25 protein-coding genes are annotated in these 26,614 nt (G+C 70.6%); 18 read left to right on the top strand and 7 right to left on the bottom strand.

Going from position 1 to position 26,614, the window contains the following annotated elements; all coding sequences use genetic code 11:
• Positions 1 to 110: 110 nt before the first annotated feature.
• Genes AAHM41_RS24175 through AAHM41_RS24190 form a run of 4 tightly spaced genes read left to right on the top strand, consistent with a single transcriptional unit; the run spans position 111 to position 4,351 of the window.
• Positions 111 to 788, top strand: a complete 678-nt coding sequence (locus tag AAHM41_RS24175; RefSeq protein WP_342239148.1) for a GntR family transcriptional regulator — start codon at positions 111 to 113, stop codon at positions 786 to 788.
• Positions 789 to 812: 24 nt separating this feature from the next.
• Positions 813 to 1,919: a mandelate racemase/muconate lactonizing enzyme family protein gene (locus AAHM41_RS24180; protein WP_342239149.1), complete on the top strand. Its 1,107-nt coding sequence runs from the start codon at positions 813 to 815 to the stop codon at positions 1,917 to 1,919.
• On the top strand, positions 1,919 to 2,980 hold the full coding sequence (locus tag AAHM41_RS24185; protein ID WP_342239150.1) for an Ldh family oxidoreductase: 1,062 nt from the start codon (positions 1,919 to 1,921) through the stop codon (positions 2,978 to 2,980). The genes AAHM41_RS24180 and AAHM41_RS24185 overlap by 1 nt, the downstream gene beginning before the upstream one ends.
• 39 nt (positions 2,981 to 3,019) lie before the next feature.
• A complete protein-coding gene (locus AAHM41_RS24190; RefSeq protein ID WP_342239151.1) occupies positions 3,020 to 4,351 on the top strand; it encodes an MFS transporter in 1,332 nt (443 codons plus the stop codon).
• A 28-nt stretch (positions 4,352 to 4,379) separates the two neighbouring features.
• On the opposite strand, the gene AAHM41_RS24195 is transcribed toward AAHM41_RS24190, so the two are convergent.
• The gene (locus tag AAHM41_RS24195) at positions 4,380 to 5,132 is read right to left on the bottom strand and encodes a GntR family transcriptional regulator (protein ID WP_342239152.1); all 753 of its coding nucleotides are present in this window, start codon (positions 5,130 to 5,132) and stop codon (positions 4,380 to 4,382) included.
• Positions 5,133 to 5,299: 167 nt separating this feature from the next.
• Between AAHM41_RS24195 and AAHM41_RS24200 the strand changes: the two genes are divergently transcribed.
• From AAHM41_RS24200 to AAHM41_RS24215, 4 genes are all read left to right on the top strand, one after another.
• Positions 5,300 to 6,322: a sugar ABC transporter substrate-binding protein gene (locus AAHM41_RS24200; protein WP_342239153.1), complete on the top strand. Its 1,023-nt coding sequence runs from the start codon at positions 5,300 to 5,302 to the stop codon at positions 6,320 to 6,322.
• 71 nt (positions 6,323 to 6,393) lie between these two features.
• A complete protein-coding gene (locus AAHM41_RS24205) occupies positions 6,394 to 7,440 on the top strand; it encodes an ABC transporter permease (protein ID WP_342239154.1) in 1,047 nt (348 codons plus the stop codon).
• Complete coding sequence (locus tag AAHM41_RS24210) at positions 7,440 to 8,411, top strand: ABC transporter permease (RefSeq protein WP_342239155.1); 972 nt, start codon at positions 7,440 to 7,442, stop codon at positions 8,409 to 8,411. The genes AAHM41_RS24205 and AAHM41_RS24210 overlap by 1 nt, the downstream gene beginning before the upstream one ends.
• 2 nt (positions 8,412 to 8,413) lie before the next feature.
• Entirely contained in the window at positions 8,414 to 9,925 is a 1,512-nt protein-coding gene (locus AAHM41_RS24215; RefSeq protein ID WP_342239156.1) for a sugar ABC transporter ATP-binding protein, read from the top strand.
• 17 nt (positions 9,926 to 9,942) lie between these two features.
• Here AAHM41_RS24215 and larB read toward each other — a convergent pair whose 3' ends face one another.
• The 3 genes from larB to AAHM41_RS24230 are packed head-to-tail and all read right to left on the bottom strand — an operon-like array spanning position 9,943 to position 12,598.
• Positions 9,943 to 10,614 (bottom strand): nickel pincer cofactor biosynthesis protein LarB, encoded by a 672-nt coding sequence (gene larB, locus AAHM41_RS24220; RefSeq protein ID WP_342239157.1) that lies wholly within the window; start codon positions 10,612 to 10,614, stop codon positions 9,943 to 9,945.
• The gene (locus AAHM41_RS24225; protein WP_342239158.1) at positions 10,611 to 11,414 is read right to left on the bottom strand and encodes a hypothetical protein; all 804 of its coding nucleotides are present in this window, start codon (positions 11,412 to 11,414) and stop codon (positions 10,611 to 10,613) included. The genes larB and AAHM41_RS24225 overlap by 4 nt, the downstream gene beginning before the upstream one ends.
• On the bottom strand, positions 11,411 to 12,598 hold the full coding sequence (locus AAHM41_RS24230; RefSeq protein WP_342239159.1) for a LarC family nickel insertion protein: 1,188 nt from the start codon (positions 12,596 to 12,598) through the stop codon (positions 11,411 to 11,413). Before AAHM41_RS24230 ends, AAHM41_RS24225 begins: the two co-directional genes overlap by 4 nt.
• 125 nt (positions 12,599 to 12,723) lie before the next feature.
• On the opposite strand from AAHM41_RS24230, the gene AAHM41_RS24235 reads away from it, so the two are divergent.
• Positions 12,724 to 13,479, top strand: coding sequence for a FadR/GntR family transcriptional regulator (locus AAHM41_RS24235; protein WP_342239160.1), 756 nt, complete (start codon positions 12,724 to 12,726; stop codon positions 13,477 to 13,479).
• A gap of 258 nt (positions 13,480 to 13,737) precedes the next feature.
• Here the strand turns inward: AAHM41_RS24235 and larA are convergent, their stop codons facing one another.
• From larA to AAHM41_RS24250, 3 genes are all read right to left on the bottom strand, one after another.
• Positions 13,738 to 15,024, bottom strand: a complete 1,287-nt coding sequence (larA, locus tag AAHM41_RS24240) for a nickel-dependent lactate racemase (RefSeq protein ID WP_342239161.1) — start codon at positions 15,022 to 15,024, stop codon at positions 13,738 to 13,740.
• A 101-nt stretch (positions 15,025 to 15,125) separates the two neighbouring features.
• Entirely contained in the window at positions 15,126 to 16,652 is a 1,527-nt protein-coding gene (locus AAHM41_RS24245) for a GMC family oxidoreductase (protein WP_342239162.1), read from the bottom strand.
• A 28-nt stretch (positions 16,653 to 16,680) separates the two neighbouring features.
• Positions 16,681 to 17,397 carry a FadR/GntR family transcriptional regulator gene (locus tag AAHM41_RS24250; RefSeq protein WP_342239163.1) on the bottom strand — a complete coding sequence of 239 codons (717 nt, stop codon included), beginning with the start codon at positions 17,395 to 17,397 and terminating at the stop codon, positions 16,681 to 16,683.
• A 181-nt stretch (positions 17,398 to 17,578) separates the two neighbouring features.
• Between AAHM41_RS24250 and AAHM41_RS24255 the strand changes: the two genes are divergently transcribed.
• The 9 genes from AAHM41_RS24255 to fhmpcd1 are packed head-to-tail and all read left to right on the top strand — an operon-like array spanning position 17,579 to position 26,354.
• Positions 17,579 to 19,306: a GMC family oxidoreductase gene (locus AAHM41_RS24255; protein ID WP_342239164.1), complete on the top strand. Its 1,728-nt coding sequence runs from the start codon at positions 17,579 to 17,581 to the stop codon at positions 19,304 to 19,306.
• Between the two features lie 33 nt (positions 19,307 to 19,339).
• A complete protein-coding gene (locus tag AAHM41_RS24260) occupies positions 19,340 to 20,482 on the top strand; it encodes a cupin domain-containing protein (protein ID WP_342239165.1) in 1,143 nt (380 codons plus the stop codon).
• A gap of 36 nt (positions 20,483 to 20,518) precedes the next feature.
• Positions 20,519 to 21,646, top strand: coding sequence for an LVIVD repeat-containing protein (locus tag AAHM41_RS24265; RefSeq protein WP_342239166.1), 1,128 nt, complete (start codon positions 20,519 to 20,521; stop codon positions 21,644 to 21,646).
• 12 nt (positions 21,647 to 21,658) lie between these two features.
• A complete protein-coding gene (locus AAHM41_RS24270) occupies positions 21,659 to 22,057 on the top strand; it encodes a RidA family protein (RefSeq protein ID WP_342239167.1) in 399 nt (132 codons plus the stop codon).
• A gap of 23 nt (positions 22,058 to 22,080) precedes the next feature.
• Positions 22,081 to 22,683 carry a glutathione S-transferase family protein gene (locus AAHM41_RS24275; RefSeq protein WP_342239168.1) on the top strand — a complete coding sequence of 201 codons (603 nt, stop codon included), beginning with the start codon at positions 22,081 to 22,083 and terminating at the stop codon, positions 22,681 to 22,683.
• Positions 22,684 to 22,726: 43 nt separating this feature from the next.
• Complete coding sequence (locus AAHM41_RS24280) at positions 22,727 to 23,563, top strand: ABC transporter ATP-binding protein (RefSeq protein ID WP_342239169.1); 837 nt, start codon at positions 22,727 to 22,729, stop codon at positions 23,561 to 23,563.
• Positions 23,560 to 24,363, top strand: coding sequence for an ABC transporter permease (locus AAHM41_RS24285; protein ID WP_342239170.1), 804 nt, complete (start codon positions 23,560 to 23,562; stop codon positions 24,361 to 24,363). Before AAHM41_RS24280 ends, AAHM41_RS24285 begins: the two co-directional genes overlap by 4 nt.
• Positions 24,364 to 24,397: 34 nt before the next feature.
• Entirely contained in the window at positions 24,398 to 25,396 is a 999-nt protein-coding gene (locus tag AAHM41_RS24290; RefSeq protein WP_342239171.1) for an ABC transporter substrate-binding protein, read from the top strand.
• Between the two features lie 16 nt (positions 25,397 to 25,412).
• Positions 25,413 to 26,354 carry a 5-formyl-3-hydroxy-2-methylpyridine 4-carboxylate 5-dehydrogenase gene (gene fhmpcd1, locus AAHM41_RS24295; RefSeq protein WP_342239172.1) on the top strand — a complete coding sequence of 314 codons (942 nt, stop codon included), beginning with the start codon at positions 25,413 to 25,415 and terminating at the stop codon, positions 26,352 to 26,354.
• Positions 26,355 to 26,614 lie beyond the last annotated feature (260 nt).

A 26,614-nucleotide genomic window follows, 5' to 3' on the forward strand; every position in this document is an offset into this window, starting at 1 on the left:
CCGACGCCATGGCGCCGCACCCTCGTCCGTCAAAATCATGCACGATCCATGATGCATGATTGACTCGACCCGTCTCCGACCGCTATCAGGCCTGGGTCCGGAGGATCGCCGTGCCGCAGAAAGCCGCCATCTCCCGCGTCGTGCTGGCCGACCAGGTCGTGCGGGTGCTGCAGGAGCGCATCCTCGACCGGGTCTATGAGCCGGGCGCGCGGCTGAACATCGACGCGTTGTCGCGCGAACTGGAGGTCAGCTCGTCGCCGATCCGCGAGGCCTTGATGCGCCTCGCTGCCGACGGGCTGGTCGCCGCCTCCTCCTTCGCCGGCTTCTCGGTAGCGCCGGTGCCGCCGCGCGACTGGTTCGAGCAGCTGCTGGCCTATCGCGTCCTGGCCGAGGGCTGGGCGGCCCGGCAAATGGCGCGGCGCCGGCCGGCCGCCGCGATCGGGCGGATGCGCGAAAGCCTGGCGGCGATGGAAAGCGGCCGGCTGGGCCGCAAGGCGCGCGACTACCTGACCGCCAATCAGGCCGACCAGGCCTTCCACGAGGCCATGCTGGACGGCGCCGGCAACGAGATCCTGGCCCGCAGCGTGCGCGACCTGCACCCGCATCTGCACCACGCCCGGCTGTTCGCCAGGGTGCCGCAGGACATCGCTCCCGTGATCATCGAGCATCAGGCCATCCTGGCCGCCATCGAGGCGGGCGACGAGGAAGCGGCCGGCGCGGCGCTGGAACGGCACCTGCGCGCCTCCTGGCAGCGCTACGACGGCTGGACGGCCGACGAGCCGGCCTGACCCTTCACCGCAGAGGACATTCCCGTGGCCAAGATCGTTTCCGTCGAGATCCTGCAGGCCGACCTGAAGCCCAAGGTCAAGCGTACCGACGCGGTGCAGGCCTTCGAGCTGCAGGAGACGCCGATGGTCCGCATCACCGACGCGGACGGCGCCGTCGGCACCGGCTACAGCTACACCATCGGCACCGGCGGATCTTCCGTCGCCCGGCTGCTGGACGACCATCTGGCGCCGCTGCTGATCGGCCGTGAGGCGGACGACATCGAGCGGATCTGGCGCGACCTGTTCTACCGCGTCCATGCCACCACGGTCGGCGCCCTGACCTCGATCGCGCTGGCCGCCATCGACACGGCGCTATGGGACCTGCGCAGCCGCCGCACCGGCATCCCGCTGCACCGGCTGGCCGGCGGCGCCAAGGACAGCATCCAGCTCTACCACACCGAGGGCGGCTGGCTGCACCTGGACCAGGCGGCGCTGGTCGAGGAGGCGCTGCAGGCCAAGGCCCAGGGCTTCGGCGGCACCAAGGTGAAGGTCGGCCGGCCGCATGTGGCCGAGGACATGCGCCGCCTGACGGCGGTGCGCGAGCAGGTCGGCGACGCCTGGGAGATCATGACCGATGCCAACCAGGGCTTCACCCTGGACGAGGCGGTGCGCCGGGTGCGCAGCTTCCAGGAGGTCGGCATCGCCTGGTTCGAGGAGCCGATCCACGCCGACGACGTGCGCGCCCATCAGCGGCTGGCGGCGTCGACCAGCGTGCCGATCGCGGTCGGCGAGTCGATGTACAGCATCTCGCAGTTCAAGGACTACCTGCAGAGCGACGCCTGCTCGATCGTCCAGGTCGATGTCGGCCGGATCGGCGGCATCACTCCCTGGCTGAAGGTCGCGCACATGGCCGAGGCCTTCAACGTGCCGGTCTGCCCGCATTTCCTGATGGAGCTGCACCTGCCGCTGTGCTGCGCCGTGCCGAACAGCCGCTGGCTGGAATACATCCCGCAGCTCGACCTGGTCACCACCGAGGAGATCCGGATCGAGAACGGCCGGGCGATCCCGTCGGAGACGCCCGGGCTGGGCATCGAATGGGATTGGGCGGCGCTGGACCGCGTCATCGTCCACCGCAGCCGCCACACCGGCTGATGGCGGCGCTGTACGACGCCGAGGCGCTGGCTGGCTTCGCTCGCGCCTTGCTGGGCAACGCCGGCATGCCGGCCGACAAGGCGGCGGATGTCGCCGAGGTGCTGGTCGACGGCGACTGCCTGGGCAAGACCACCCACGGCCTGGCGCTGCTGCCGCATTACCTGCGCGAGATCGAATCCGGCGGCATGCGGCTGGACGGCGACCCCACCGTGGTCAACGACCTGGGCGCCTGCCTGACCTGGGACGGGCGCAAGCTGCCCGGCCCCTGGCTGATGCGCCGCGCGGTGGACGAGGCGGTCGGCCGCGCCGCACGCCTCGGCCTCGGCGCCGTGGCGGTGCAGCGCAGCCACCACACCGCCTGCCTGGGCGCCTATCTGCGCCGGGCCACCGACCGCGGCTTCCTGCTGCTGGTGGCCCTGACCGACCCGGCCCATTCCAGCGTGGCGCCGTTCGGCGGCATCACCCCGGTGCTGACCTCGAACCCGATCGCCTTCGGCGCGCCGACCGAGGGCGACCCGGTGCTGGTCGACATGGCGACGGCGATGCTGACGAACGGCACCGTCGCCGGGCACCGGCAGCGCGGCGAGCCCCTGCCCACCCCCGACCTGCTGGACAACCGGGGCAACCCGACGACCGACCCGAACGTCATCGCCACCACCCCGCCCGGATCGATCCTGCCGCTCGGCGGGCTAACGGCCGGGCATAAGGGCTTCGCCCTCGGGCTGATGGTCGAGCTGCTGTCCGGCTGCCTCAGCGGCCATGGCCGCGCCTCGCCGTCGGAGGGCTGGAGCGCCGCGGTGCTGCTGCTGGCGATCGACCCCGCGGCCTTCGGCGGGCGCGAGGAATACCACCGCCAGGTCGACCGGCTGGCCGAGATGTGCCGTGCCTCCGCCCCACGCCCCGGCGTCGACCGGGTGGTGCTGCCCGGCGAGGCGGCGCAGCAGCGCCGGCGGCAGCGGCTGCGGGATGGCGTGCCGGTGGCGGCGGAGCTGATGGCGGGTCTGGCCGCGCGCGCGGCCCCGGCCGGGATCGCGGTCCCGGCGCCGGTCGGCCCGGCCTGACGACACGACATCACAAGAACGGAAGGGAGGAGCACGACAATGAGCGACGCAGCGATCCGCGCTCGGGCGGCCGAAACGCGGCCGGTGGACAAGGCGGGCATCCGCAAGGCGATCACCGCCGCCACCATCGGCACCGTGATCGAGTGGTTCGACTACGCGCTGTACGGCGCCGCCTCGGGCCTGGTCATCGGCAAGCTGTTCTTCCCCGACCTGTCCGGAGCCAGCGGTCAGCTGGCCGCCTTCGCCACCTTCGCCGTCGGCTTCTTTTTCCGGCCGCTGGGCGGCATCGTCATCTCGCATTTCGGCGACCGCTTCGGCCGCAAGCCGGCGCTGATCTTCACCATCGCGCTGATGGGGCTGGCCACCGTGGCCATGGGGCTGCTGCCGACCTTCGGCCAGATCGGCATCGCCGCGCCGATCCTGCTGGTCCTGTTCCGCGTGCTGCAGGGCTTCGGCGCCGGCGCTGAATATGCCGGGGCCGTGACCCTGGTGTCGGAATACGCGCCCCCGGGCCAGCGCGGCTTCTACACCGCCTTCCTGCAGTCGGCGACCGTGGTCGGCATCATGCTGGCGACCTTGTGCTTCCTGGCCGTCTCGGCCCTGCCGGACGAGGTGCTGCTGGGCTGGGGCTGGCGGGTGCCATTCCTGCTGTCGGCCCTGCTGTTCGGCGTCGCCCTCTACATCCGCAAGCGGCTGGACGAGACGCCGGAATATGTCGCGGCGGTGGAGCGCGCGGCCCAGCAGAAGCTCGAGGCGCATGTGCCGATCGGCGAGCTGCTGCGCCATTCGCCGCGGGAGGTGGTGTTCGGCTTCCTGTCGGTCACCGGCCACAACGCCAACGCCTATATCCTCAGCGCCTTCAGCCTGAGCTACATGACCAACACCCTGCACATGCCGAAGACACAGGCGCTGACCGCCGTGGTCATCGCCTCCTTCACCGGGGTGGTGTTGACGCCGCTGATGGGCGCCATCGCCGACCGCGTCGGCAACGCCAAGGTCTATGCCTTCGGTGCGCTGTTCACCGGCGCCTTCGCCTTCCCGCTCTTCGCCCTGATCGACACCGGCGACGTGGTCCTGGCGACGCTGGCGATGAGCATCGGTTACGGCATCGGCTTCGGCGGCCTGGCAGGCGCGCAGGGCGCCTTCCTGGCCAACCTGTTCCCGACCCGGTATCGCTTCTCCGGCATCGCCCTGACGCGGGAGCTGAACAGCATGCTGATCGCCGGGCCGACGCCGTTCATCGCCTCGGCCCTGGTCGCGGCGGCGGGCGGCACGCCGGAATACGTCGTGCTGTACCTGGTGGCCTGCTGCGCCGTGACCTTCGTCGCCGTCCTGGCGATCCGGAACCGGTCGGCGGCCGGGCAAGAGTGACACCGTGCCGGCCGCCGCAGTCCCCGCCTCAATCGACCACGTAGCGGCGGTAGCGCTCGGGCAGCTGGTCCAGCAGCACGAAGGCACGGTCGACGTGATAGACCAGCCGCGCCTCGGCCTCCGCCGCGTTGCCGGCGTCGAGCGCGTCGATCACCGCGAGGTGCTCCTCGATCACCAGCGGCAGCCGGTCCGGGCTGCCGAACAGCCTCATGAAGCGGGCCAGCCGGGTCCAGGCGGTCTGGATCGTGGTCCACACCCCTTCGCGGTTGGCGAAACTCATCAGCAGGTGGTGGAACTCCGCATCCGCGGCGTGGAAGCCGTCCGAGTCCCCGGCCTCGAGCAGCAGCCGCTGCTTCGCCGGCACCGCCCGGGCCGCGGCGCTCATCGCCGGGGTCCAGATCTCGGCCGTCTCGCGCAGCACCGCCACCTCCAGCGCCCGGCGGACGAAATGCGCGTCGCCGATGCCGCTGAGCCGGATCGGGGCGACGAAGCTGCCCTGCTGCGGATAGACGTCGATCAGCCCCTCCTCCGCCAGCCGCTGGATCGCGGCCCGGATCGGCGTGCGCGACACGCCGAACTGCCGGCTGATGCTGTTCTCGCTGATCGGGGTGCCGGGCAGCAGATGGACGCCGACGATGGCGGCCCGCAGCGCCTCGTGCACCTGGTCGGCGACCGGCAGACGGCGGTCGAGGCGGAGGCGAATCGCCTGCAGGCCGCCGGACTCCTCGTCCGGCTCGGTGGCGGCGACTGGCGGCGCTTCGGTTGGTGCGGCGATCGGCATCTCTCCCTCCCCGAACAGCGCAGTCCTCGGCCATTTGTCCGACCTGTTTGGTCGCACCAGCCACAATTCGATTGCGCCTTGCACACTTGGATACTAGCGTTTCACCGCGCCGTTCAAGTGCGCTGACGCCTTGACGGCACCCGACAAGAAACCTTGGGGAGGATCTGATGTCCCGACATGTCCGGAGGGCCGTTCTGGCCGGCTTGGCGCTGCTGGCAGGGGCCGGCGCGGCTGCAGCCGACGACACCCGCGTCGCCCTGGTGCCCGGCGGCCCGCACCCGTATTTCTCGGCCTGGGAGCAGGCTGGCAAGGACGCCGCCCGCGACTTCAAGCTCGCCGCCGCGGACTACAAGGTCCCGCAGAAGTGGGAGCTGAGCACCCAGAACCAGCTGCTCGAGAGCCTTGTGACCCAGGGCTACAACGCCTTCCTCGTCTTCCCCGGCGACCCGGTCGGCAGCGTCAGCACCGTGGCCGAGCTGGCGGATAGCGGCGCCCCGGTGATCGCCACCGCCGGCTGCCTGAAGGACCCGTCCGAGGCGCAGTTCTGCCTCGGCACCGATGTCGGCAACTCCGCCTATCTCGGGACCAAGGAGCTCTTGAAGGCGATGGCCGGCAAGAAGCGGATCCTGCATGTCACCGGCTTCCTGGTCGACCCCAACACCCAGCTGCGCATCGACGCGGTGGAGAAGGCGGCGAAGGAAGAAGGCGCCCAGGTCGTGCAGGTGATCGCCGACATCGACGCGCCGGAGCCGGCGGAAGAGAAGATCAACGCCTATCTCGCCGCCCATGCCGCCGATGTCGACGGCATCGTCAGCACCGCCTGGGTGCCGTCGGTGGTCGCCGCCAACGCGCTGCGCCGGATCGGCGACAAGCGCATCCAGATGGTCGCCATCGACCATGACGAGGTGGTGCTGAAGGCGATCAAGGACGGCTTCCTGCACGGCACCATGCTGCAGAACCCGTACGGCCAGGCCTATATCGGCTCCCACGTCGTCGACCGGCTGCGCAATGGCTGCACGCTCAAGTCCGACGCGCCGTGGAAGACCAACGCGCTGACCAATCACTTCGTCGATTCCGGCACCGTCTTCGTCGGCGCCGACAAGGTGGATGGCTACGTCGCCGCGATGCAGGACATCACCAAGACCCTGCTCGCCGGCTTCGAGAAGACCTACCTGGACTGCAAGTCCTGACGGCGTGATCCGGCTGGGCCCGCGCGGCCCGGCCGGCTCTCCGAGGCAGACCGTTTCCCAGAGTTTGACCGATGCATGCCGAAGACAGCGCCGCCCCCCCGTCCCAGGTAGGGTCCCCGCAGGCGACGCCGCGCGCGGCATTCGGCCGGCCGCGCTTCTGGCTGACCAACGAATTCGGCCTGATCGTGCTGATCGCGGTGTTCGTCACCGCCTTCGGCCTCTTGACCCCCGGCTTCCTGTCGCCGTTCAACCTGTTCGCGCTGGGCCGCACCGCCGCGATCAACGTCATGATCGGCCTGTCGATGATGGTGGTGATCGTCACCGGCGGGCTGAACCTGGCGGTCGGCGCCATCGGCGTCTGCGCCGCCATGGCCTGCGGCTGGCTGATCCAGGATGCCGGCCTGCCCTGGCCGCTGGCGATCCTCGGCGGGCTGGCAATGGGTGCCGCACTGGGCTTCGTCAATGGCTGGACCGTCGTCCGCTCCGGCCTGCACAGCTTCATCATCACCCTCGCCAGCATGAGCATCTTCTTCGGGGTCATGATCTTCCTGACCCGGGGCGAATCCTATCGCGAGCTGCCGTCGGTGTTCTCCAGCTTCGGCCGGTTGCGGGTCCTGGACGGCATGCTGTCGCCACTGCTGCTGGTGGCCGTCGCCGTCGCCGTGCTGCTGGTGGTGCTGTACCGCTTCACCGTGGCGGGCCGCGAGATGCTGGCCGCCGGCGCGAGGCCGGAGGCCGCTTCCCTGTCCGGCATCCGCGTCGACCGCGTCTTCATTTACTGCCACATGCTGTCGGGGCTGCTGGCCGGCATCGCGGCGCTGATGCTGGTTGCGCGCAACGGCGCCGCCCTGCCCTCCATGGCCGGGCAGCTGGGGCAGGACTGGCTGCTGCCCGCCTTCCTCGGCCCGGTGCTGGGCGGCACGCTCTTGTCCGGCGGGCGGGTGTCGGTGGCCGGCACCTTCCTGGGCGCCTTCCTGGTGACGCTGCTGACCAGCGGCCTGCTGCTGCTGCAGGTCGGCGAATTCTGGGTGCAGGCCTTCCTGGGCCTGCTGCTGCTCCTGGCCGTGCTGATGGACATGGCGCGCCGCTCCTTCCTGGCGCGCCGGAGGATGGTGTGATGGGGGCCTTGTCCCGCTATGCCCGGACCGACTGGTTCGGCCCGCTGCTGGTCACGGTGCTGGCGATCGTCATCGTCGGCGCCTTCAACCCGTCCTTCCTGTCGCCGCTGAACATCCAGGTGCTGCTGCTGGCGATCTCGGTCAACGCGCTGATCGCCTTCTCGCAGATGATCATCATCGCGGTCGGCCAGATGAACCTGTCGGTCGGCGCCATCGGCGGGCTGGCGGCGATCAGCTTCGCCGGGATGATGCAGGTCTGGGGCCTGCCCGCCCCCGTGGCCGCCGTACTGGCGCTGCTGATTGGCGTGGCCGCCGGGATGGTGAACGGCGTGTTCATCGCCTGGACCGGGATCAGCGCCTTCGTCATCACCCTGGCCAGCCTGTCGATGTTCAAGGGCATCAACCTCGGCATCACCCAGGCCCAGCCCTTCTACGGCATCCCGGATGCGGTGAAGGCCTTCGGCAACACCACCTTCATCGACCCGCTGCCCTGGCTGGTGCTGCCGATGGCGCTGGTCGCCGTGGGGCTGTGGTTCCTGCTGAACCGCCAGGCGCTGGGCCGCTTCATCCTGGCGGTCGGCGGCAATTCGCACGCGGCAGAGCTGTCGGGCATCTCGGTCGGCTTCACGGTGGTGGCCGCCCACGCCATCTCCGGCCTGCTGGCGGCGCTGGCCGGCATCATGCTGGTGGCGCGGCTGCAGATCGGCCAGCCGACGATCGGCGACGACTGGCTGATCCTGTCTTTCGCCGCGCCGGTGATCGGCGGGGCGGTGCTGTCCGGCGGCCATGTCAGCGTATCGGCGACGCTGCTGGGCGTCGTCATCGTCGCGATCATCACCCAGGCCCTGGTGCTGTTCAACATCGACCCCTTCCTGGTCCAGGTCGTGCTCGGCGTCCTGATCCTGTGGGCGGTCGGCATCAACCGCCTGCGCGAGCTGCGGCTGCGCAAGGCCGCGGCGGCGGGGGCCTGACCATGGCGGTGTTCGAGGCACGCGGCGTAGCCAAGTTCTTCCCCGGCGTGAAGGCGCTGCAGGGCGTCTCCCTGACCCTGGAGCCGGGGTCGATCCATGCCCTGCTGGGCGAGAACGGCGCCGGCAAGTCGACGCTGATCAAGATCATCACCGGCGTGCACCGGCCGGACGAAGGCCAGCTGCTGCTCGACGGCAAGCCGGTCGAGTTCGGCGGCCCGCGCGACGCCACCGCGCACCGGATCGGCGTGGTGCACCAGGAGCGCAACCTGATCCCGCGCTTCTCGATCGGCGAGAACATCGCGCTGGAGCAGCTGGCCGCGCATCCGCTGCGCCGGGTGGACTACACCAAGGTCAACGCCGACGCCCGCCAGTGGCTGAAGGTGCTGGATCTCGATATCGACCCGCGCATCCCGGTCTCCCAGCTCAGCGTCGCCAAGATGCAGCTGGTCGAGATCGCCAAGGCGCTGTCGCTGAAGTCCCGCGTGCTGCTGCTGGATGAGCCGACCGCGGCGCTGACCCCGCACGAGACCGACATCCTGTTCGGCCTGCTGCGCCGGCTGCGCGACGAGGGCGTCAGCATGCTCTTCGTCAGCCACAAGCTGGAGGAGGTGCAGGCGATCTGCGACCGGGTGACGGTGCTGCGCGACGGCCGCAACGCCTGCGAGAGCCGGGCGATGGAAGGGCTGGGCCGGCAGGACCTGGTGCGGCTGATGATCGGCCGGGCCGAGCTGATCGCCGACTGGCCTTCGCGTGACCATTCCCAGGCCCCGGCGGCGCTGCGACTGCAGGGTGTGTCGACCGGCCTCGGCCACCGCAACGTCGACCTGACGCTGCGCAAGGGCGAGATCGTCGGCCTGTACGGGCTGGTCGGCGCCGGGCGGACCGAGCTGGCGAAATGCATCCTCGGCCAGTTCCCGGTCACCGCCGGCAAGGTCGAGGTCGAGGGCAAGCCGGTGAAGATCCGCGACGTCGCCGACGCCATCCACCGCGTCGGCATCGGCTATGTCAGCGAGGACCGGAAGCAGGAGGGCCTCGTGCTGATGCATTCGGTGCTGGAGAATGCCGGCATCACCGTCTGGCGTCGCCTGGCGCGCCGCTTCGGCTTCCTGACCGACGGCATGGTCCGGGCGAAGACCGAGCCCTTCATCAGGCGGCTGGCAGTGCGCACCCCGTCGCTGGGCCAGCTGGTCGGCAACCTGTCGGGCGGCAACCAGCAGAAGATCAGCGTCGCCAAATGGCTGGCCGCCGGGGTCAAGGTGCTGATCGTCGACGAGCCGTCGGTCGGCATCGACATCAAGACCAAGGCCGAGCTGCACGAATTGCTGCGCGAGCTGTCGGAGACCGGCACGGCGATCCTGCTGATCACCAGCGACATGCCGGAGATGATCACCCTGGCCGACCGCATCGTGGTGATGAACGCCTACCGGATCGAGGGCGAGATCACCAACACCCGCGACTACCGGGCGATGAGCGAGGGGATCATGAACCTGATCCACCGGGTGGAAGCTGCTTAGCGGGGCGGCCTGGCGAGCTAAGGCCGCAGGCGGCGCGCGGCGTTGAGCAGGCGCAGCGCGGCGCAGGCGGCGCCGTAGCCGTTGTCGATGTTGCAGACCGACAACCCCGGGGCGCAGCTGGCCAGCATGGCGTCCAGCGCGGCGCGGCCGCCGGCGGCGACGCCGTAGCCGACCGAGGTCGGGACGCAGATCACCGGCCCGGCCACCAGCCCGCCGACGACGCTGGCCAGCGCCGCGTCCATGCCAGCGACGACGATCACCACCGGATGGGCCCGGATCTCGTCCAGCCGGTCGGTCAGCCGCCACAGCCCGGCCACGCCGATATCGCTGAACAGGCTGGCCCGCTGCCCGGCATGGCGCAGGGTGCGCTCGGCCTCGCGCGCCACCGGCACGTCGGAGGTGCCGGCCGAGAGGATCGCCACCTGGCCCGTGGCCTCGACCGGCCGCAGCGGGCCGAAGAAGCCGGTACGCGACACCGGGCAATGGTCGATGCGGCCGCGATGGCTGATTGAGAGGGCCTCCAGCTTGGCCGTGTCCAGCCGGGTCAGCAGCAGGTCGGCTCCGGCGGCCTCGGCCAGGTCCAGGATCGTCGCGATCTGGGCGGCGGATTTCTCGCCGCAATAGATCGCCTCGTCCTGGCCGATGCGGCCGCCGCGGGCGAAATCCAGAGTGATCTCGTCCCGGCTCATCCCGGCACCCCGACGAAGGCGCTGCCGACCCGATACGGGGCGAAGGCCAGCGGCCGCGACGCGGCGGCTTCCGGCAGCACGGCGCGGATCGACGCCTCCAGCGCCGCGATGCCGTCTGCGTCCAGCCCGGCCAGGCTGCCGGGGTCGAGCTCCACCACCAGCCCGGCGGCGCGGACCCGGCAGCGCACCGTCCGCGGCCGCAGGCGGCTGGCGACCAGCTGTTCCACGGCGTCGATGGTGCGCAGCATCTCCGGCTCGATCGGGATCAGGGTCTCGACGCGGCTCGACAGGCAGGGCGAGGCCGGCAGCTCCGCGAGGTCGCCGAGGCCGAGGTCGCGCGCCAGGGCCCGCAGCCCGGCCTTGCCGATCCCGGCCTCGACATAGGGGTGGTGCACGCCGTGCTCGCGCGCCGCGTCGAGGCCCGGCCGGTACTCGCCGAGATCGTCGAGATTGGTGCCGGAGACGATGGTGCCGGCGACCCGGCCGGCGATCGCGCCGTAGAGGTTGGTCTTGCAGTAGTAGCAGCGGTTCACCGGGTTCTCGCGATAGCGCGGATCGGCGAACTCGCCGGCGTCGAGCACGGTCAGGGCCCAGCCCTCGCGGCTGGCCCAGTCGCGCACCCGCGCCGTCGCCAGCGGCGGCACCGCCGGGGACACGGCGTGGACCACCGTCACCGTGGCGGGGCGCCGGCGATGCTCCAGCACGGCGAGGGTCATGCTGTCGACGCCGCCGCTGACCGCCACCGCGATCGGCCCGAGCCCGTCCAGCACATCCTCGAGCCGCATCCGATCCGCGCTCATGACTCTTCCACCGCTTTCTCCGCCGCCCGCCGCCGGGCCTTGCGCGCCGCGTGACCTTCCAGGTCGGCGACGTCGTCCGCCTCCGCTTTGGCCGTCCGCCCGCCGGGCCGGTCGACCGCCTTGACCCGCAGCGTCCGGCCGCCGGCCGCCACCTCGACCATGCGCCGCGGCAGCACCGCCCGGGCCTGCATCGAATGGCGCAGGCCGATCGTCGTGGTCTCGGCGAAGCACAGGCGCAAGACTTCGTCGCGTGCCTCCGGCAGCGCCAGCAGGCGCAGGTGGGCCATCATCCGTCCCTTCTTGCCGAAGACCGGGGCCTGGACCACGTCCAGCACCGCCGGATGGGCCCGCAGCCGGTCCAGCGCCAGCGCCAGCTCCTCGCCCGACTGGTCGTCGATCTCGCACTCCACCACCAGCACGGAATCCGTTTCGAAGCCTGGCGCCTGCTCGACCGGGTCGAAGCGCAGCACCCGCGCGCAATTGCTGAGGCCGGGCAGGATGCGGGTGCCGAAGCCGATGCCGGTGCCGCCCATGATCCGCGGCTGCGCCGGCCGCGCGGAGTCGCCGCAGAGATGGCGCAGGATCGCGGCGCCGGTCGGGGTGACGCGCTCGCCGCCGACCCCGTCATCGATCACGGCGAAGCCCTGCAGCAGCAGCGCCGTGGCCGGGGCCGGCACCGGCAGCGGCCCGTGCGCGCTGCGCACCTGGCCGGAGCCGAGCGGAACGGCGCCGACGGTCCAGCGGGTCGCCCCGGCCGCGGCGATCAGATGCGCGGCGCCGACGATGTCGGCGATCGAATCCCAGGCCCCGACCTCATGGAAACTCACCGCCTCGACCGGCACGCCATGCACCCGCGCCTCGGCCTCGGCCAGGTGCCGGAAGATGGCGATGGCGTGGCCGCGGACCGTGGGGTCGAGGTCCGACGCCTCCAGCCCCTCGCGGATCCGGCGCCAGGCGACATGGTCGTGGCCGCCGCTCGCCTCGCCCAGCCGCTCGACCAGGAAGCGCCGCCCGGCCAGCACGCCGTCATTGTGCGGCGCCAGCCGGGCGGAGACGCCGGCCAGCAGCCCGGTGCGGGCCAGGCTGCCGTGCAGGCCGGCCTCGTGCTCCGGGAACAGGTCGAGCATCGCGGCGATGAACATGTCGCCCGCCAGGCCGCCGACCAGATCGAGATGCAGCTCCATGCCCGGACTGTTCCAGATTGCCGGCGCGTTCACAATGCGGCCGCCGCGCCGGGATCCGCGGCCTTGCGCAGCACCAGCGGCGCTGCGATCCTGCGCATCGTGCGGCGTGTGACCTGAAGGATGATATGAGCGCGGATTCCGCGGCTTTCGGTGCGATCAGGAAAGCCCCCAACCTCACCGCCGGGCTGGTCGAGACGCTGGAGGCCCGGATCACCTCCGGCGACCTCGGGCCCGGCCAGCGCCTGCCGACCGAACAGGCCATCGTCAATGCCACCGGGGTCAGCCGGACCGTGGTGCGCGAGGCCCTGGCCTCGCTGCGCGCCCGCGGCCTGATCACCACGCGCCAGGGGCTGGGTGCCTTCGTGGCGGAAACCGTGCCGGCGCGGTCCTTCGCCATCGACGCGGAGAAGCTGGAATCGATCGGTGACGTGCTGCAGGTGCTGGAGCTGCGGCTGAGCATCGAGGTCGAGGCCGCAGGGCTGGCCGCCGAGAGGCACGACCCCGGCGGGCTGGAGCGCATGGAGGCCGCGCAGGCGGCGTTCCTGGCGGCGATCTCGGCGCCGGGGGCCGATGCCGAGACCGTCGGGCTGGGCGAGGATCTGGCCGTCCACCGCGCCATCCTGGCCGCCACCGGCAATGCCTATTTCGCCCGGGTGTTCGATGTCTTCAACGTGGTCATTCCGCGCCAGCGCATCCCGGTCGCGGCCCTGTCGCAGGCGGAGCGCGAGCGCCATCTGCGCCGGGTCGGGCAGGAGCATGAGACGATCCTGGCCGCGATCCGCGCCGGCGACGCCGCCGCGGCCCGCCGGGCGATGCGGGTGCATCTGAGCCGCGCCCGCGACCGCTACGCCGCCCTGCGGATGGAGGCGAAGGCGGGCTGAGTCCCGAGTCCCCCCTCCCCTCGCGGGAGGGGGATAGGGGGAGGGGGTTTTTGCCGTCGGGACCGGCTTCGATAATCCGGCCTCGGTCGCGGAATTTGTTCCCTGCGCATTCGCGCGCGGACGCGCGCAGCCCCCTCCCCCCAACCCCCTCCCGCAAGGGGAGGGGGGACTATAAGAGAGTGAGCCTTCGCTACCCTGGAAGCGTCTTGCAGGCGGGAGAGGCAATCGGAAGATGCTCGCCATCCGTGCCCGGCCTATTCAACCTGCATGATAGGGGATGACGTACGGGCCTTCCGGGATGATCGCGACCGCCGGGTCGTTCGAGCGCGCCACGCTGGCGGCGATGGCGGCGTCGAGGTCGTCGACCAGGCCCGTGCCGGTGATGCCGCGCTCGGCCGCGCCGAGGCCGGTGGTGTAGAGCTCGACCCGGCCGAGGCGCAGCGACTTCAGCTGCATCTCGGTCTGCCATTCGTCGATCTCGGCCAGCGACTTCGCCGTCAGCGTCGCCAGGAACCGCTCCGGCCCCAGCTCGACCAGCCGGGTCTGGGCGTCGCGGAACTCGGGCGAGCCGAAGCCCTCGGAGCATTCCGAGGCGATGATCAGCGTGCCGCCCGGCGCCAGGATGTCGAGCGGCGTCACCATGCCCTTGATCGTCTGGTAGTAGGTCTTGTCCAGCGGATAGCCGGCCGAGGAGGTCACCACCGTCCTGAACTTGCGCGGCACCGGCACGCGGGTGGCGCCGCTGACGAAATCGACCGCCGCTGCGTGGCTGGCGATGATCTCGCCAAAGGTGACGCAGACCAGGTCGCGGTCCTCGTCCAGCACCGTGTTGAGCCCGTAGACCTCGCCCAGCATGCCGACGATCTGCAGCTGCTCCTCATGCAGCGGGTTGCCGACCAAGTTGCACTGGACCGCCAGCGGGTCCTCCATGAACCGGGCCGAGTGGAAGGTGCGGATGGTCTCGTGATGGGCGACGCCGGGGGCGATCACCTTGCGGCCGCCGGACCAGCCGGCCATGAAATGCGGCTCCACCAGCCCGGTGGCGATGCGCAGATCGGCCTCGACGAATTGCCGGTCGATCTTCACCGGCGTGCCGCGCGTCGCGGTGCGGCCGAAATCGACATGGGCGGCGTCGTCGCGGGCGTCGTGGTTGTCGACCCGGACATGCTCCAGCACCCAGGGGTCGCCGACCAGCTCCGCCAGCTCCTCACCCAGGTTCGGCCGGTGCAGGCCGGTGGCGACCAGGATGCTGATGCGGTCGAGCGGGATGCCGGACGCCACCATGGTCTCGACCATCGGCCGCAGGAACAGCCGGTTCGGCACCGGCCGGGTGATGTCGCAGATCAGGATGCAGGCGCTGCGCCGGCCGCGCGCCAGCTCGGCCAGGCCGGGCGCGCCGATCGGCTGCGCCAGCGCTCGGGCGATGGCGGCCTGCGGGTCGGTCAGCTTCGGCAGCGCCTGCTTGCGCACCACCGTCGCCTCTACCCCCGCCGGCAGGCGGATCGGCAGATGGCCGCGGCCATAGGAAAGGCTGAGTGTGCTCACGACGCTGCTCCGTTCCTCGCTGACGGCCCGGATGATGGCCCTGATCTCCTTCACCATCAATGAGCGACGATTGTCCAGCAGCAGGACGCGCGGCCGTGCCGTCAGTCCACGGGCATCGTCTGGCCCGAGGCCGCCCAGGTTTCGGCGATCGCGATCACCGCGGCGTTGACCGGACCGCTGGTGATCGAGGGGATGACCGAGGCGTCGACGATGAACAGGCCCTCGATGCCGCGGACCCTGAGCGAGCCGTCGACCACCGGCCCCAGGCTGCAGGTGCCGACCGGGTGGTGATGGGTCATCGCCGCCCGCGCCAGGAAGGCGTCGAGATCGGCCTCCGCCTGCACCCTCGGCCCAGGCAGGATCTCGCCGTCGTTCCACTCTGCCAGCGGCGCGGCCCGGCCGACCCGGCGGGCGAGGCGTAGCGCCGCGCGGAAGGTGCGGCGGTCGTGCTCGGTCGCGAGATAGGCCGGATCGATGACCGGCGTATCGGCCACCGACGGGCCACCGGGGCGGATCGCGCCGCGGCTGGTCGGGTGGGTGACGCCGCACAGGATGGTGTAGGCGGCGCCGGCCTCCGGCCGGGTGAAGGCTTCGGTCACCACCGGCAGCACGACGCAGGCCAGGGCGATGTCCGGCGCGCCCTCCGCCCGGGCCGGATCGTCGCTGTGCAGATACATCAGCGATTCCGAATGCTGCAGCCGCGACGGCGCCACCGGCCGGCGGGCGCGATAGACATTGCCGGCCGCCAGCAGATGATCGTGCAGGTTGCGCCCGACCTCCGACAGCTCGTGCCGGCAGGCGATGCCGGCGCCGCGCAGGGTCTCCGGGTCGCCGATGCCGGAGCGCATCAGCAGCAGCGGCGAGGCGACCGCGCCGGCGCAGAGCACGATCCGGTCGGCGGTCACGATCTCCTCCGCTCCGTCCCGGGTGATCCGGACGCCGCGGGCGCGGCCGGCTTCCAGCACCAGCTCATGGACCAGGATCTCGGTCAGCAGCGTCAGGTTCGGGCGGCCGAGAACCGGCACGAGATAGGCGTCGGCGACGCTGAGCCGCCGCCCGTCGCGGATGGTCAGCTGGTTCGGCGCCACGCCGGCCAGCGGCCCGGCATTGTGGTCACCGAGCCGGGGCGCGCCGATCGCCAGGCCGGCCGCCATATAGTCGCGGACCAGCGGATGGATCTGCCGATCCGGCAGCAGCACGTCGAGCGGACCGGTGTCGCCATGCACGGCCGAGGCGCCGCCGGAGAACCGCTCGCTGCGGCGGAAGGCCGGCAGCAGCGCCTCATGACTCCAGCCCGGACCGCCCGCCGCGGCCCAGGGCGCGAAATCGTCGGGATGGCCGCGGACATGCGCCATGGCGTGCAGGCAGCTGGAGCCGCCGACGATCCGGCCGCGCGGCCAGTCATGGACGCGGCCGGCCGTGCCCGGCTGGGGCACGGTGCGGTAGGCCCAGTCATAGGCCCGCCCCTGCAGGAAGGGCCATTGCGCGGGCACGGCGATGTCCGGGTCGGACGGCATCGCCCCGGCCTCGATCAGCCCGACGGACAGGCTGGGATCCTCGCTGAGCCGCGCCGCCACCACCGAGCCGGCGGAGCCGGCGCCAATCACCAGCACATCGAAACCGGCCATACGCGCCCCCGCTGCGATGGAAAGGCCGTCAGGCCACGGCCATGCCGGGGCCGAGGCGGTCGAGGATCTGGCGCTGCACCGCGCCGAGATGGGCGCGCATCGCCTGCTCCGCCGCGTCCGGGTCGCGCGCCGCGATGGCGTCGGCGATCGCCTTGTGCTCGGCGTCGCGCTGCCGCAGCCGGTTCGGGCAGCTCGGGTTGTCGCTGTTGCCGAAGCGCAGCCGGGCGTCGGTCGCCACCTGGCGGATCAGGGCGTAGAGCTCGGTCGCCAGGCTGTTGCGGGCGCCGGCCGCAACCGCCTTGTGGAAGGACAGGTCGACCGCCCCGGCCGAGGCGCCGGGCGGCGTGCTGGCGGCGCGCTGGATGCGCATGATCTCGAAGGGCGAGGCGCGCAGCGCCGCCAGCCGGGCCAGCGCCGGCTCCAGCATCATGCGCAGCTCGATGATCTCGACCGGGTTGGTGTCGCGGGCGAGGTCGTCGCCCCGCCGCGCTGCCGTGGTCCGCGGCCGCCCGGCCCGGGCCGGCTCCAGCTCTCCGGCCGCACGCAGCTGGTCGAGCGCCTGCCGCAGCCGGTGGCGCTTGACGTTCAGCCGCTCCGCCAGGGCCCGTTCGGACGGCTTGCCCTGGCCGGCGGCAAGGATGCCGCGCACCGCCGCGACGATCTCGGCGAGGCTGTCGTCAGGGCTGGAGGGATCTGGCGTCTGATCGTCGGCGTTCTGGTGCTCGGAAGGCGCCGATCGGTTCATCCTGGTCCCTCTGGCTTGGTTCTTGGCGTCCGCTTCTGCGGCCGGTCCGCGTACTTGGCAGTCCCGACCACTTGGGCCACCATAGCAACCAATCGCCATGGTTGACAAGAATGGTTGGCAATGGTCGAGTTGAGTCCAGCAGGCGCCGCCCAGACCGGCGCAACCCGACAGGAGGCTTCCGGTGACCCCCGCCGCAGGCTACGACACCGTCATCGTCGGCGCCGGCTCCGCCGGCTGCGTCCTCGCCGCGCGGCTGAGCGAGGATCCCGCCCGCCGCGTGCTGCTGCTGGAGGCCGGCGGCTGGGACCGCGATCCCTGGATCCACATCCCGCTGGGCTGGGGCAAGATCCTGCAGAAGCGGCTGCACGACTGGGGCTACTTCAACGAGCCCGAGGCCACGGTCGACGGCCGCCGGGTGGAATGCGCCCGCGGCAAGGTGGTCGGCGGCTCCTCCTCCACCAACGCCATGGCCTATGTCCGCGGCAATCGCGGCGACTACGACCGCTGGGCCGCGTCCGGGCTGGACGAGTGGTCCTACGCCCACGCCCTGCCCTATTTCCGGCGGCTCGAAGCCTGGGAAGGCGGCGCCGATGCCTGGCGCGGCGGCGACGGCCCGATGCGGGTGCAGCATTGCCGCTACCAGGACCCGCTGCTCGACGCCTACGCCGCCGCCGGACAGCAGGCCGGGCATGGCTGGACCGAGGATTACAACGGCGCCCGGCAGGGGGGATTCGGCCGGCTGCAGATGACGATCCGTGACGGCCGGCGCTGCAGTGCGGCGACCGCCTATCTCAGGCCGGCGCTGGCCCGGCCGAACCTGACGGTCACGGTCGGCGCGATGGTCACGCGCGTGCTGTTCGAGGGCACCCGCGCAGTCGGCGTCGACTATCTGAAGGACGGGAAAGTCCTGACCGCCTGGGCCGATGCCGAGGTGATCCTGTCCGGCGGCGTCATCAACAGCCCGCAGCTCTTGATGCTGTCCGGTATCGGCGACCCGGAGCAGCTGGCGGCCCAGGGCATCGGCACCCGCATCCCGCTCAAGGGCGTCGGCCGCAACCTGCAGGACCATGTCTCGACCATCCTGATGTACCAGCGGCGCGAGCCGGGGCCGTTCCACCGAATGATGCGGGCCGACCGGATCGCGCTCGAGCTCGGCAAGGCCTATGCCTTCGGCAAGGGTTTCGCTGCCGACGTGCCGGGCGGCATCGTCGCCTTCCTGAAGAGCCGGGCGGAGCGGACGCTGCCGGACGTGCAGTTCCTGCTGACGGCGGCGCCGCTCGGCGCCTGGCCCTATTTCAAGCCGTTCAAGCAGCCCTTCACCGACGCCTTCGCCTGCCGCGTGGTGGCGATCCAGCCGGAGAGCCGCGGCACCGTCTCCCTCGCCTCCGCCGACCCGATGGCGGCGCCCGTGATCCGCCAGAACTTCCTGGCCACCGACGCCGACTGGGCCAGCCTGCGCGCCGGCATCCGGATGGCGCGGGAGGTGATGGCGCAGGGCCCGATGGCCCGCTTCGTCGCCCGCGAATCCGCGCCCGGCCCGGCCAAGGCGACGGATGCCGAGATCGACGCCTATATCCGCGCCAGCTCTATCACCGTGCACCACCCGCTCGGCACCTGCCGCATGGGCGTGTCCGCCGACGACGGGGCGGTGGTCGACCCGCAGCTGCGGGTGCATGGCGCCGAAGGCCTGCGCGTGGTCGACGCCGCGGTCATGCCCGACCTGACCTGCGGCAACATCAACGCCCCGGTGCTGATGATCGCCGAGCGCGCCGCCGACCTGATCCGCGGCGTGCCGACTCTGGCGCCGACCGAGATCCCGACCAATGAACCAACCAATCACCAACCAAATGCCACTCAACCAAACAATATGGTTGATACGGTCGAGCAGAGGGCATACCGTCGTGGCTAAGGCCGGACCAACGATCCGAGACAGGGGAGCGACATGACGGACACACGCGCCGCGGCGCAATCGGCGTCCAATCGCGATGCCGCCCTGAAGGCGCTCTACGATGACGTCTTCACCAAGAACATGTTCCCGTTCTGGGCCAGCTCGACCGACGTCGATCACGACGAGATCAAGCAGCTGATGGGCACCCAGAAGGCGCTGCCCTTCCTGTGGAGCTACAAGGACGACATCGCGCCGATCCTGCAGCGCTCCGCCGAGCTGATCCATATGGACGATTCCGAGCGGCGCTCGCTGATCCTGGTCAATCCCGGCCTGTCGCCGCGGCGGGCGACGGTCAGCACCATGTACACCGCCTATCGCCTGAACGACCCGAACGAGGTGATGCCGCCGCACCGGCATTCGCCCAGCGCCATCCGCTTCGGCCTGACCGGCCGCAGCAACTTCACCGGCGTCGAGGGCGAGGACATCACCTTCGGTCCGGGCGACATGGTGCTGACGCCGATCGACGCCTGGCACAACCACGGCAACACGGGCGACGAGCCGGCGGTCAACCTGTCGGTCCTGGACCTGCCGCTGGTCGAGACCCTGAATGCGGTCTATTTCGAGCACGACTATGCCGAGGCCGGCGTCGCCAAGAAGGTGCAGAGCGCCCGCTTCCCCGACGACTATTCCGCCCGCGTCTACGGCGCCGGCGGGCTGCGGCCGCGCTTCATCGACCACCATCGCGGCTCCGGCCTGTCGTCGCCGATGTATGTCTATCGCTGGGACGCGATGCGGGAGCAGCTGGAGCGGTTCAAGGACTGGGATGGCGACCCGTATGAGGCGCTGATGATCGAATATGTCGACCCGCTGACCGGCGGGCCGGTGTTCAAGACCATCACCTTCTTCGCCCAGATGCTGCGGCCGGGCGAGCGCACCCGCCCGCTGCGCCAGACCGCCAGCCTGCTGGTGGCGCCGTTCCAAGGCAGCGGCCACTCCATCGTCGACGGCAAGCGCTTCGACTGGACCGAGTTCGACACGCTGGCGGTGCCCGGCGGGTCATGGTGCGAGCATGTGAACGGGTCCGACACCGAGCCCGCGATCCTGTTCGTGGCCAGCGACGAGCCGGCACAGAAGGCCTTCGGCCTGTTCCGCAAATGGGGCCGCGACGCCAGCGGCGACGTCGTCCGCATGATCTGACGGCCTCTCTCCTCCCTCGAACGATCCGAGGCCCCTTTGCCGAACTCCGCAAACACCACCCTCGTCTCACATATCGACTGCCCCGGCGGCGGCCAGGTCTGGGTCGAGGGCACGACGCTGTATATCGGCCATATGCGCTGGCCCAGCGGCACAACCATCGTCGACGTCGCCGACCCGCGGAACCCGAAGGTGATCGCCCGGCTGGAGCTGCCCGAGGGCTGGCACTCGCACAAGGTGCGGGTGAAGGACGGCATCATGATCGTCAACCACGAGAAGCTGGGGCAGAGCGGCCCGAAGGAGTTCGGCGGCGGCATCGCGATCTACGACGTGTCCCGGCCCAGCGCGCCGAAGCTGATCTCGAAATGGATGACCGCCGGCCGCGGCGTCCACCGCTACGACTTCGATGGCCGCTACGCCTATATCTCGCCGACCGCCGAGGGCTATGTCGGCAACATCGTCATGATCCTCGACCTGATCGACCCGGCCCGGCCGGTCGAGGTCGGGCGCTGGTGGATCCCCGGCCAGTGGACCGGCGGCGGCGAGGAGTATCCCTGGGCGGAATGGGTGTCGCCGCGCTGCCACCACCCGATCCGGGCCGGCGATCGGCTGTATGTCAGCTACTGGCACCACGGGCTGTTCATCCTCGACATCGCCGACATGGCGCGGCCGAAGCTGATCTCGCAGCTGAACACCAGCCCGTCCTTCCCGCACCCGACCCACACCTGCCTGCCGATGCCGCAGCTGCTGAAGGGCCGGAAGATCATGGTCGTGGCCGACGAGGACGTGGCCAAGCTGCGTCCTTCCGCCCCCGCCTTCACCTGGATCTACGACATCACCGACGAGCGGTTGCCGCTGCCGATCGCGACCTTCCAGGTACCGGGGCTGGACCCGGACGGGGCGCCGCAGCCGCCGATGACCGGCTGCCACCAGCCGTCGGAGCGCTTCACCGGCACCGTCATCCCCTTCGCCTGGTTCGCGCAGGGGCTGCGGCTGGTCGACATCGCCGACCCCTTCGCGCCGCGCGAGGTCGGCCATTTCCTGCCCGACCCGCCGGCCGGCGAGGACCGGGCGTCGTCGAACGACGTCACCATCGACGATCGCGGCCTGATCTACCTGATCGACCGGATCAACGGCGTCGACATCATCGAAACCAGCGTCTTCTGAAGGAGGGCCGCCTTGTCCGACACCGCAGACGCCGCGCCGCGCTACGCCATCGGCCGCAAGAATCCGAACCTGCCGTTCCACCCCGCGGTGCGGGCCGGCGACTTCATCTTCGTCTCCGGCCAGGTCGGCAAGGATGCCGAGGGCAACATGGTCGACGGCACGATCGAGGAGGAGACGCGGGCGACGATCGAGGCGATCCAGCGGGTGCTGGCCGAGGACGGCGCTACCCTGGCCGATGTCGTCCGGGTCACGACCTATCTCGAGGATACCCGCGACTTCGGCCGCTACAACAAGGTCTTCGCCGAATACTTCAAGGACGCGGTGCTGGCCCGGACCACGGTCGAGGCGCGCGCCGTGATCAACACCAAGGTCGAGATGGACGCCATCGCCTACCGCCCGTTGAAGGGCTGAGGCGTCAGGCGAAGGAGGCAAGGATGATCAGACTGCTGGGCCGGCACACCTCCGGCAATGTGCAGAAGGTGCTGTGGCTGCTGGAGGAGCTGGGCGTCGCCTATGAGCGCGAGGATTACGGCCGCCAGTTCGGCAACACCCAGACCGACGAATACCGGGCGCTGAACCCGAACGCCAAGGTGCCGACCTTGGTCGCCGACGACACCGTGATCTGGGAGTCGCACACCATCCTGCGCTACCTGGTGGCGATGTATGGCCCCGCCCTGACCGGCGCGAATCCGGCGGAAAAGACCGATGTCGAGCGCTGGATGGACTGGCTGCTGGCCAGCGTGAACAGCCCTTACGTCGCGATCTTCAAGGATGCGAAGAAGCCGCCGGAGGAGCGCGGCGCCGAATTCGCGGCGCAGGCCAAGGAGCTGGGGGAGCTGCTGGCGATCGCCGACCGGCACCTGGCCGGGCGGGACTGGTTCGCGCTGGGCCGGCTGACCGTCGCAGACATCGCGCTGGGCCCGATCCTGAAGCGCTGCCTGGGCTTCCCGATCGACCGGCCGGCCTTCGCCAATCTCGACCGCTGGCTGGCGGCGCTGGAGACCCGGCCGGCGTTCCGCAAGGCGACGGCGGGGTAAACGGCCGCCGGATACGGAAGGACGGGATGGGAAGAGCTGGTTCATGCCCGTGACGAGACTGAAGGAGCCTCCGGCGACGCCGTCGCCCGACACCGCGCAGATCGCGGTCGAGGGCGTGTCGGTGACCTTCGACATCCTCGGACTCCGCCAGCAGGTGCTGCGCGACATCAGCTTGAGCGTGCCGCGGGGATCCTTCGTCTGCCTGATCGGCCCGTCCGGCTGCGGCAAAAGCACGCTGCTGAAGGTGCTGGCCGGCCTGGTGCCGCCGACCGAAGGCCGGGTTCGCGTCGCCGGGCTGGCGCCGGAGGAGGCGGTGCGGCGGCGGATCATCGGCCTGGTGTTCCAGGAGCCGAACCTGCTGCCCTGGAAGAACGCGCTCGACAATGCGGCGCTGCTGCGCGAGGTGGCGGACAGGTCGCTGTCCCGGGCCGAGGTGCTGGAGCGGGCCCGGGCGATGCTGCGGCTGGTCGGGCTGGAGGACGCCGAAGCCAAGCGGCCGAACCAGCTGTCCGGCGGCATGCGCCAGCGCGTCGCCATCGCCCGGGCCCTGACGCTGGAGCCCGACATCCTGCTGATGGACGAGCCCTTCGGTGCGCTCGACGCGATCACGCGGGAGGAGATGAGCCGGTCGCTCTTGGAGATCTGGGAGCGCACCGGCAAGACCATCGTCCTGGTCACGCATTCGATCGACGAGGCGGTGCTGCTGTCGCGGCATGTCCATGTCATGGGCGTCGGGCCGGGCCGGATCATCGACAGCATTGAGATCCCCCTGCCCTATCCGCGCGGCGAGGACAGCTACGCCGACCCGCGCTTCCGGGCGATGGAGGGCCGGCTGCGGTCGCTTTTGATCCAGGGCCACGCCTCGCGGGGGCGGCCATGAGTGACGCCACAATCCTCGCCCGCCGCAGCTCGGCGACATCGGGATGGCTGCCCGCCGTCGTGCTGCTGGTGATCACGATCGCGGTCTGGGAAGCCGCGATCCGGATCTTCGACGTGTCGAGCTACATCCTGCCGACGCCCTCGGCGATCGGCGCGACGCTGCTGCGCGAGGCCGGGCCGCTCTGGGAGGCGACCCAGGTCACCGCGGTCGAGATCCTGGTCGGCTTCCTGGTCGCGGCCGCGGTCGGCATCGCGCTGGCCATGTTCATCGCCCGGTTCCGCCTGCTCGGCCGGGCGCTGTACCCGCTGATCGTGCTGTTCCAGACCGTGCCGAAGGTGGCGCTGGCGCCGATCTTCATCCTGTGGTTCGGCTACGATCTGGCGCCGAAGGTCGGGCTGATCCTGGTCATCGCCTTCTTCCCGGTGACGCTGTCGATGCTGGCCGGGCTGGAGGCTGCCGAGCCCGGCCTGCTGTCGCTGATGCGGTCGGTCGGCGCCAGCCGGACCACGATCCTGCTGCGCATCCAGATCCCCTACGCCCTGCCGCAGCTGATGGCCGGGCTGAAGATCGCCGTCACCTTCAGCGTCATCGGCGCCATCGTCGGCGAGTTCGCCGGTGCTTCGGCGGGCCTGGGCTATCTGATCCAGTTCGCCTCGACCCAGCTGGACACGCCGATGGTGTTCGCGGCGCTGCTGGTCGTGTCGGTGGTCGGGGTCGTCTTCTACTACGCGATGGAGCTGCTGGAACGGCTGGTGGTGCCCTGGGCGCCGAAATTCGATCCGGCGCTGCGGTCCGCCTGATCCGAGCAACTCAAAAGGCCGCGGGAGGCTGAAGATGCTGAGGAGATCGGTCTGTGGAGCCCTGATGGGGCTGGCGGCGGCGGTCCTGGCGGGCCCGGCCCTGGCCGCCGACCAGGTGAGCGTCCAGCTCGACTGGGTGGTGCGCGGCAACCATGCCATGTTCTTCGTGGCGAAGGAGAAGGGCTATTTCGCCCAGAACGGCATCGAGGTCACCGAGATCCGCAACGGCACCGGGTCGCCCGACGCGATGCGGCTGGTGGCGAACGGCAATGCCGAGTTCGGCTTCGGCGACCTGCCGACTTTGGCCGTGGCGCGGTCGCAGAACGTGCCGGTGGTGGCGCTGGCCGCGGTCAACCAGCGCTCGCCGATCGGCATGATCGCCCTGGCCGAGAGCCGCCAGTTGAAGACCCCGGCCGACATCAAGGGCCTGAACATCGGCATCCATCCGGCCGGGTCGACCTATATCTTCTTCAAGGCGTTCCTGGCCGCGAACGGCATGACCGAGGCCGAGATAAAGATGAGCAGCGTGTCGCCGCCCTATGAAAGCTACCTGCTGCTCGGCCGGGTCGACGCGGTGCCGGGCTACATCGATGCCGAGGTGCCGGAGCTCGAGGCCAAGGCCGGCGGCCCGGGCTCGCTCAGCATCCTTCTCGGCGCCGATTACGGCTACGACGTCTACGGCTCCGGCCTGTTCACCTCGGAGGCGATGCTCAAGGACAAGCCGGATGTGGTGAAGCGCTTCGTCGCCGCCTATCTCGAGGCCTTCCGCTTCACCGCCGAGAACCCCAGGGAGGCCGCGGCGATCACCGCCAAGGCGGCGCCGGGCTATGCCGGCAAGGAGGATGTGCTGGCGGCGCAGCTGCAGGCCGATATCGACCACACCTTCAGCGATGCCGACACCAAGGCCAACGGCCTGGGCTGGATGACAAAGGAGAAGTGGGCGAACACGATCAAGGTGCTGACCGACCAGGGCGCGCTGAAGGGCACGGTGGCGGCCGACGCCGCCTTCACCGACGCCTATCTGAAGCCCTGAGCCGCGGGAGCGGACGATGCCGGACACCCCCCTCGACGTTGCGGTGATCGGCCTCGGCACCATGGGGCCGGGGATTGCGGCGACGCTCGCCCGCGGCGGCATGGGCGTCCGGGTGCACGACACCGCGCCGGCCGCGATCGAGCGCGCCCGGACGGCGATCCCGCAGGCGGGATCGGTGCTGGACCGGCTGGGCATCGTCCCGCCGGCATCCGGCGAGGGGGCGGTCAGCTTCCATGAGGATTTGGCCGGGGCGGTCGCCGGGGCCAGCCTGGTGATCGAGAACGTGCCGGAAAAGGTCGAAATCAAGGCCGAGGTCTACCGCGCGCTGGACCCGCTGCTGCCGGCGGAGACCATCGTCGCCTCCGACACCTCCGGCATCCCGATCACCACGCTGCAGGGCTTCCTGTCGCATCCGCAGCGGCTGGTCGGCATGCACTGGTCGAACCCGCCGCACATCATCCCGATGATCGAGGTGATCGCCGGCCAGCACACCGCGCCGGCGACGGTGGTCTTCATCAGCGACCTGGTCCGGTCGCTGAAGCTGCTGCCGGTGGTGGTGAAGAAGGACGTGCCCGGCTTCGTCGAGAACCGCATCCTCTACGCCCTGCTGCGCGAAGCGATCGACCTGGTCGAGCAGGGGGTGATCGACGAGGAGGGCATGGACACCTGCGTGTCCTGGGGCATCGGCTACAAGCTGAGCGTGGTCGGGCCGATGCGGCTGCTCGACATGGCCGGGCTCGACATCTACCAGTCGGTCGCCGGCTTCCTGAACGCCGAGCTGTCGGACCGCAAGGACGTCGCGGGCTACGTCACCGACCGCACGCGGGCGGGCAAGCTCGGGATCAAGAGCGGCGAGGGCATCTTCCCCTACACGCTGGAGCAGATCCGCGAGCTGCAGGCCGAGCGCGCCCGGCGCCTCGTGGCGGTGCGGCGGATCCTGGAGGGACGCGATGGGTGACCCATGCTCGCGGGCCGGTGATCGGACTCCGTTCTGTCAAACCGGGCGCAATCCGATTGCCTCTCCCGCTTGCGGGAGAGGTCGGGCTCGCGCAGCGAGACCGGGTGAGGGCTACCCGGCCGCGACGCCAGGACCAGCGATTCAGGACAGAGGCGGATCATGCGCTCGCCCACCGCAAAGCTGTGCTTTCGGCAAGGCCGCACCCCCTCACCCGGACATCCTTCGGATGTCCGACCTCTCCCGCAAGCGGGGGAGGCAAT

This window comes from Inquilinus sp. OTU3971 (assembly GCF_038440215.1).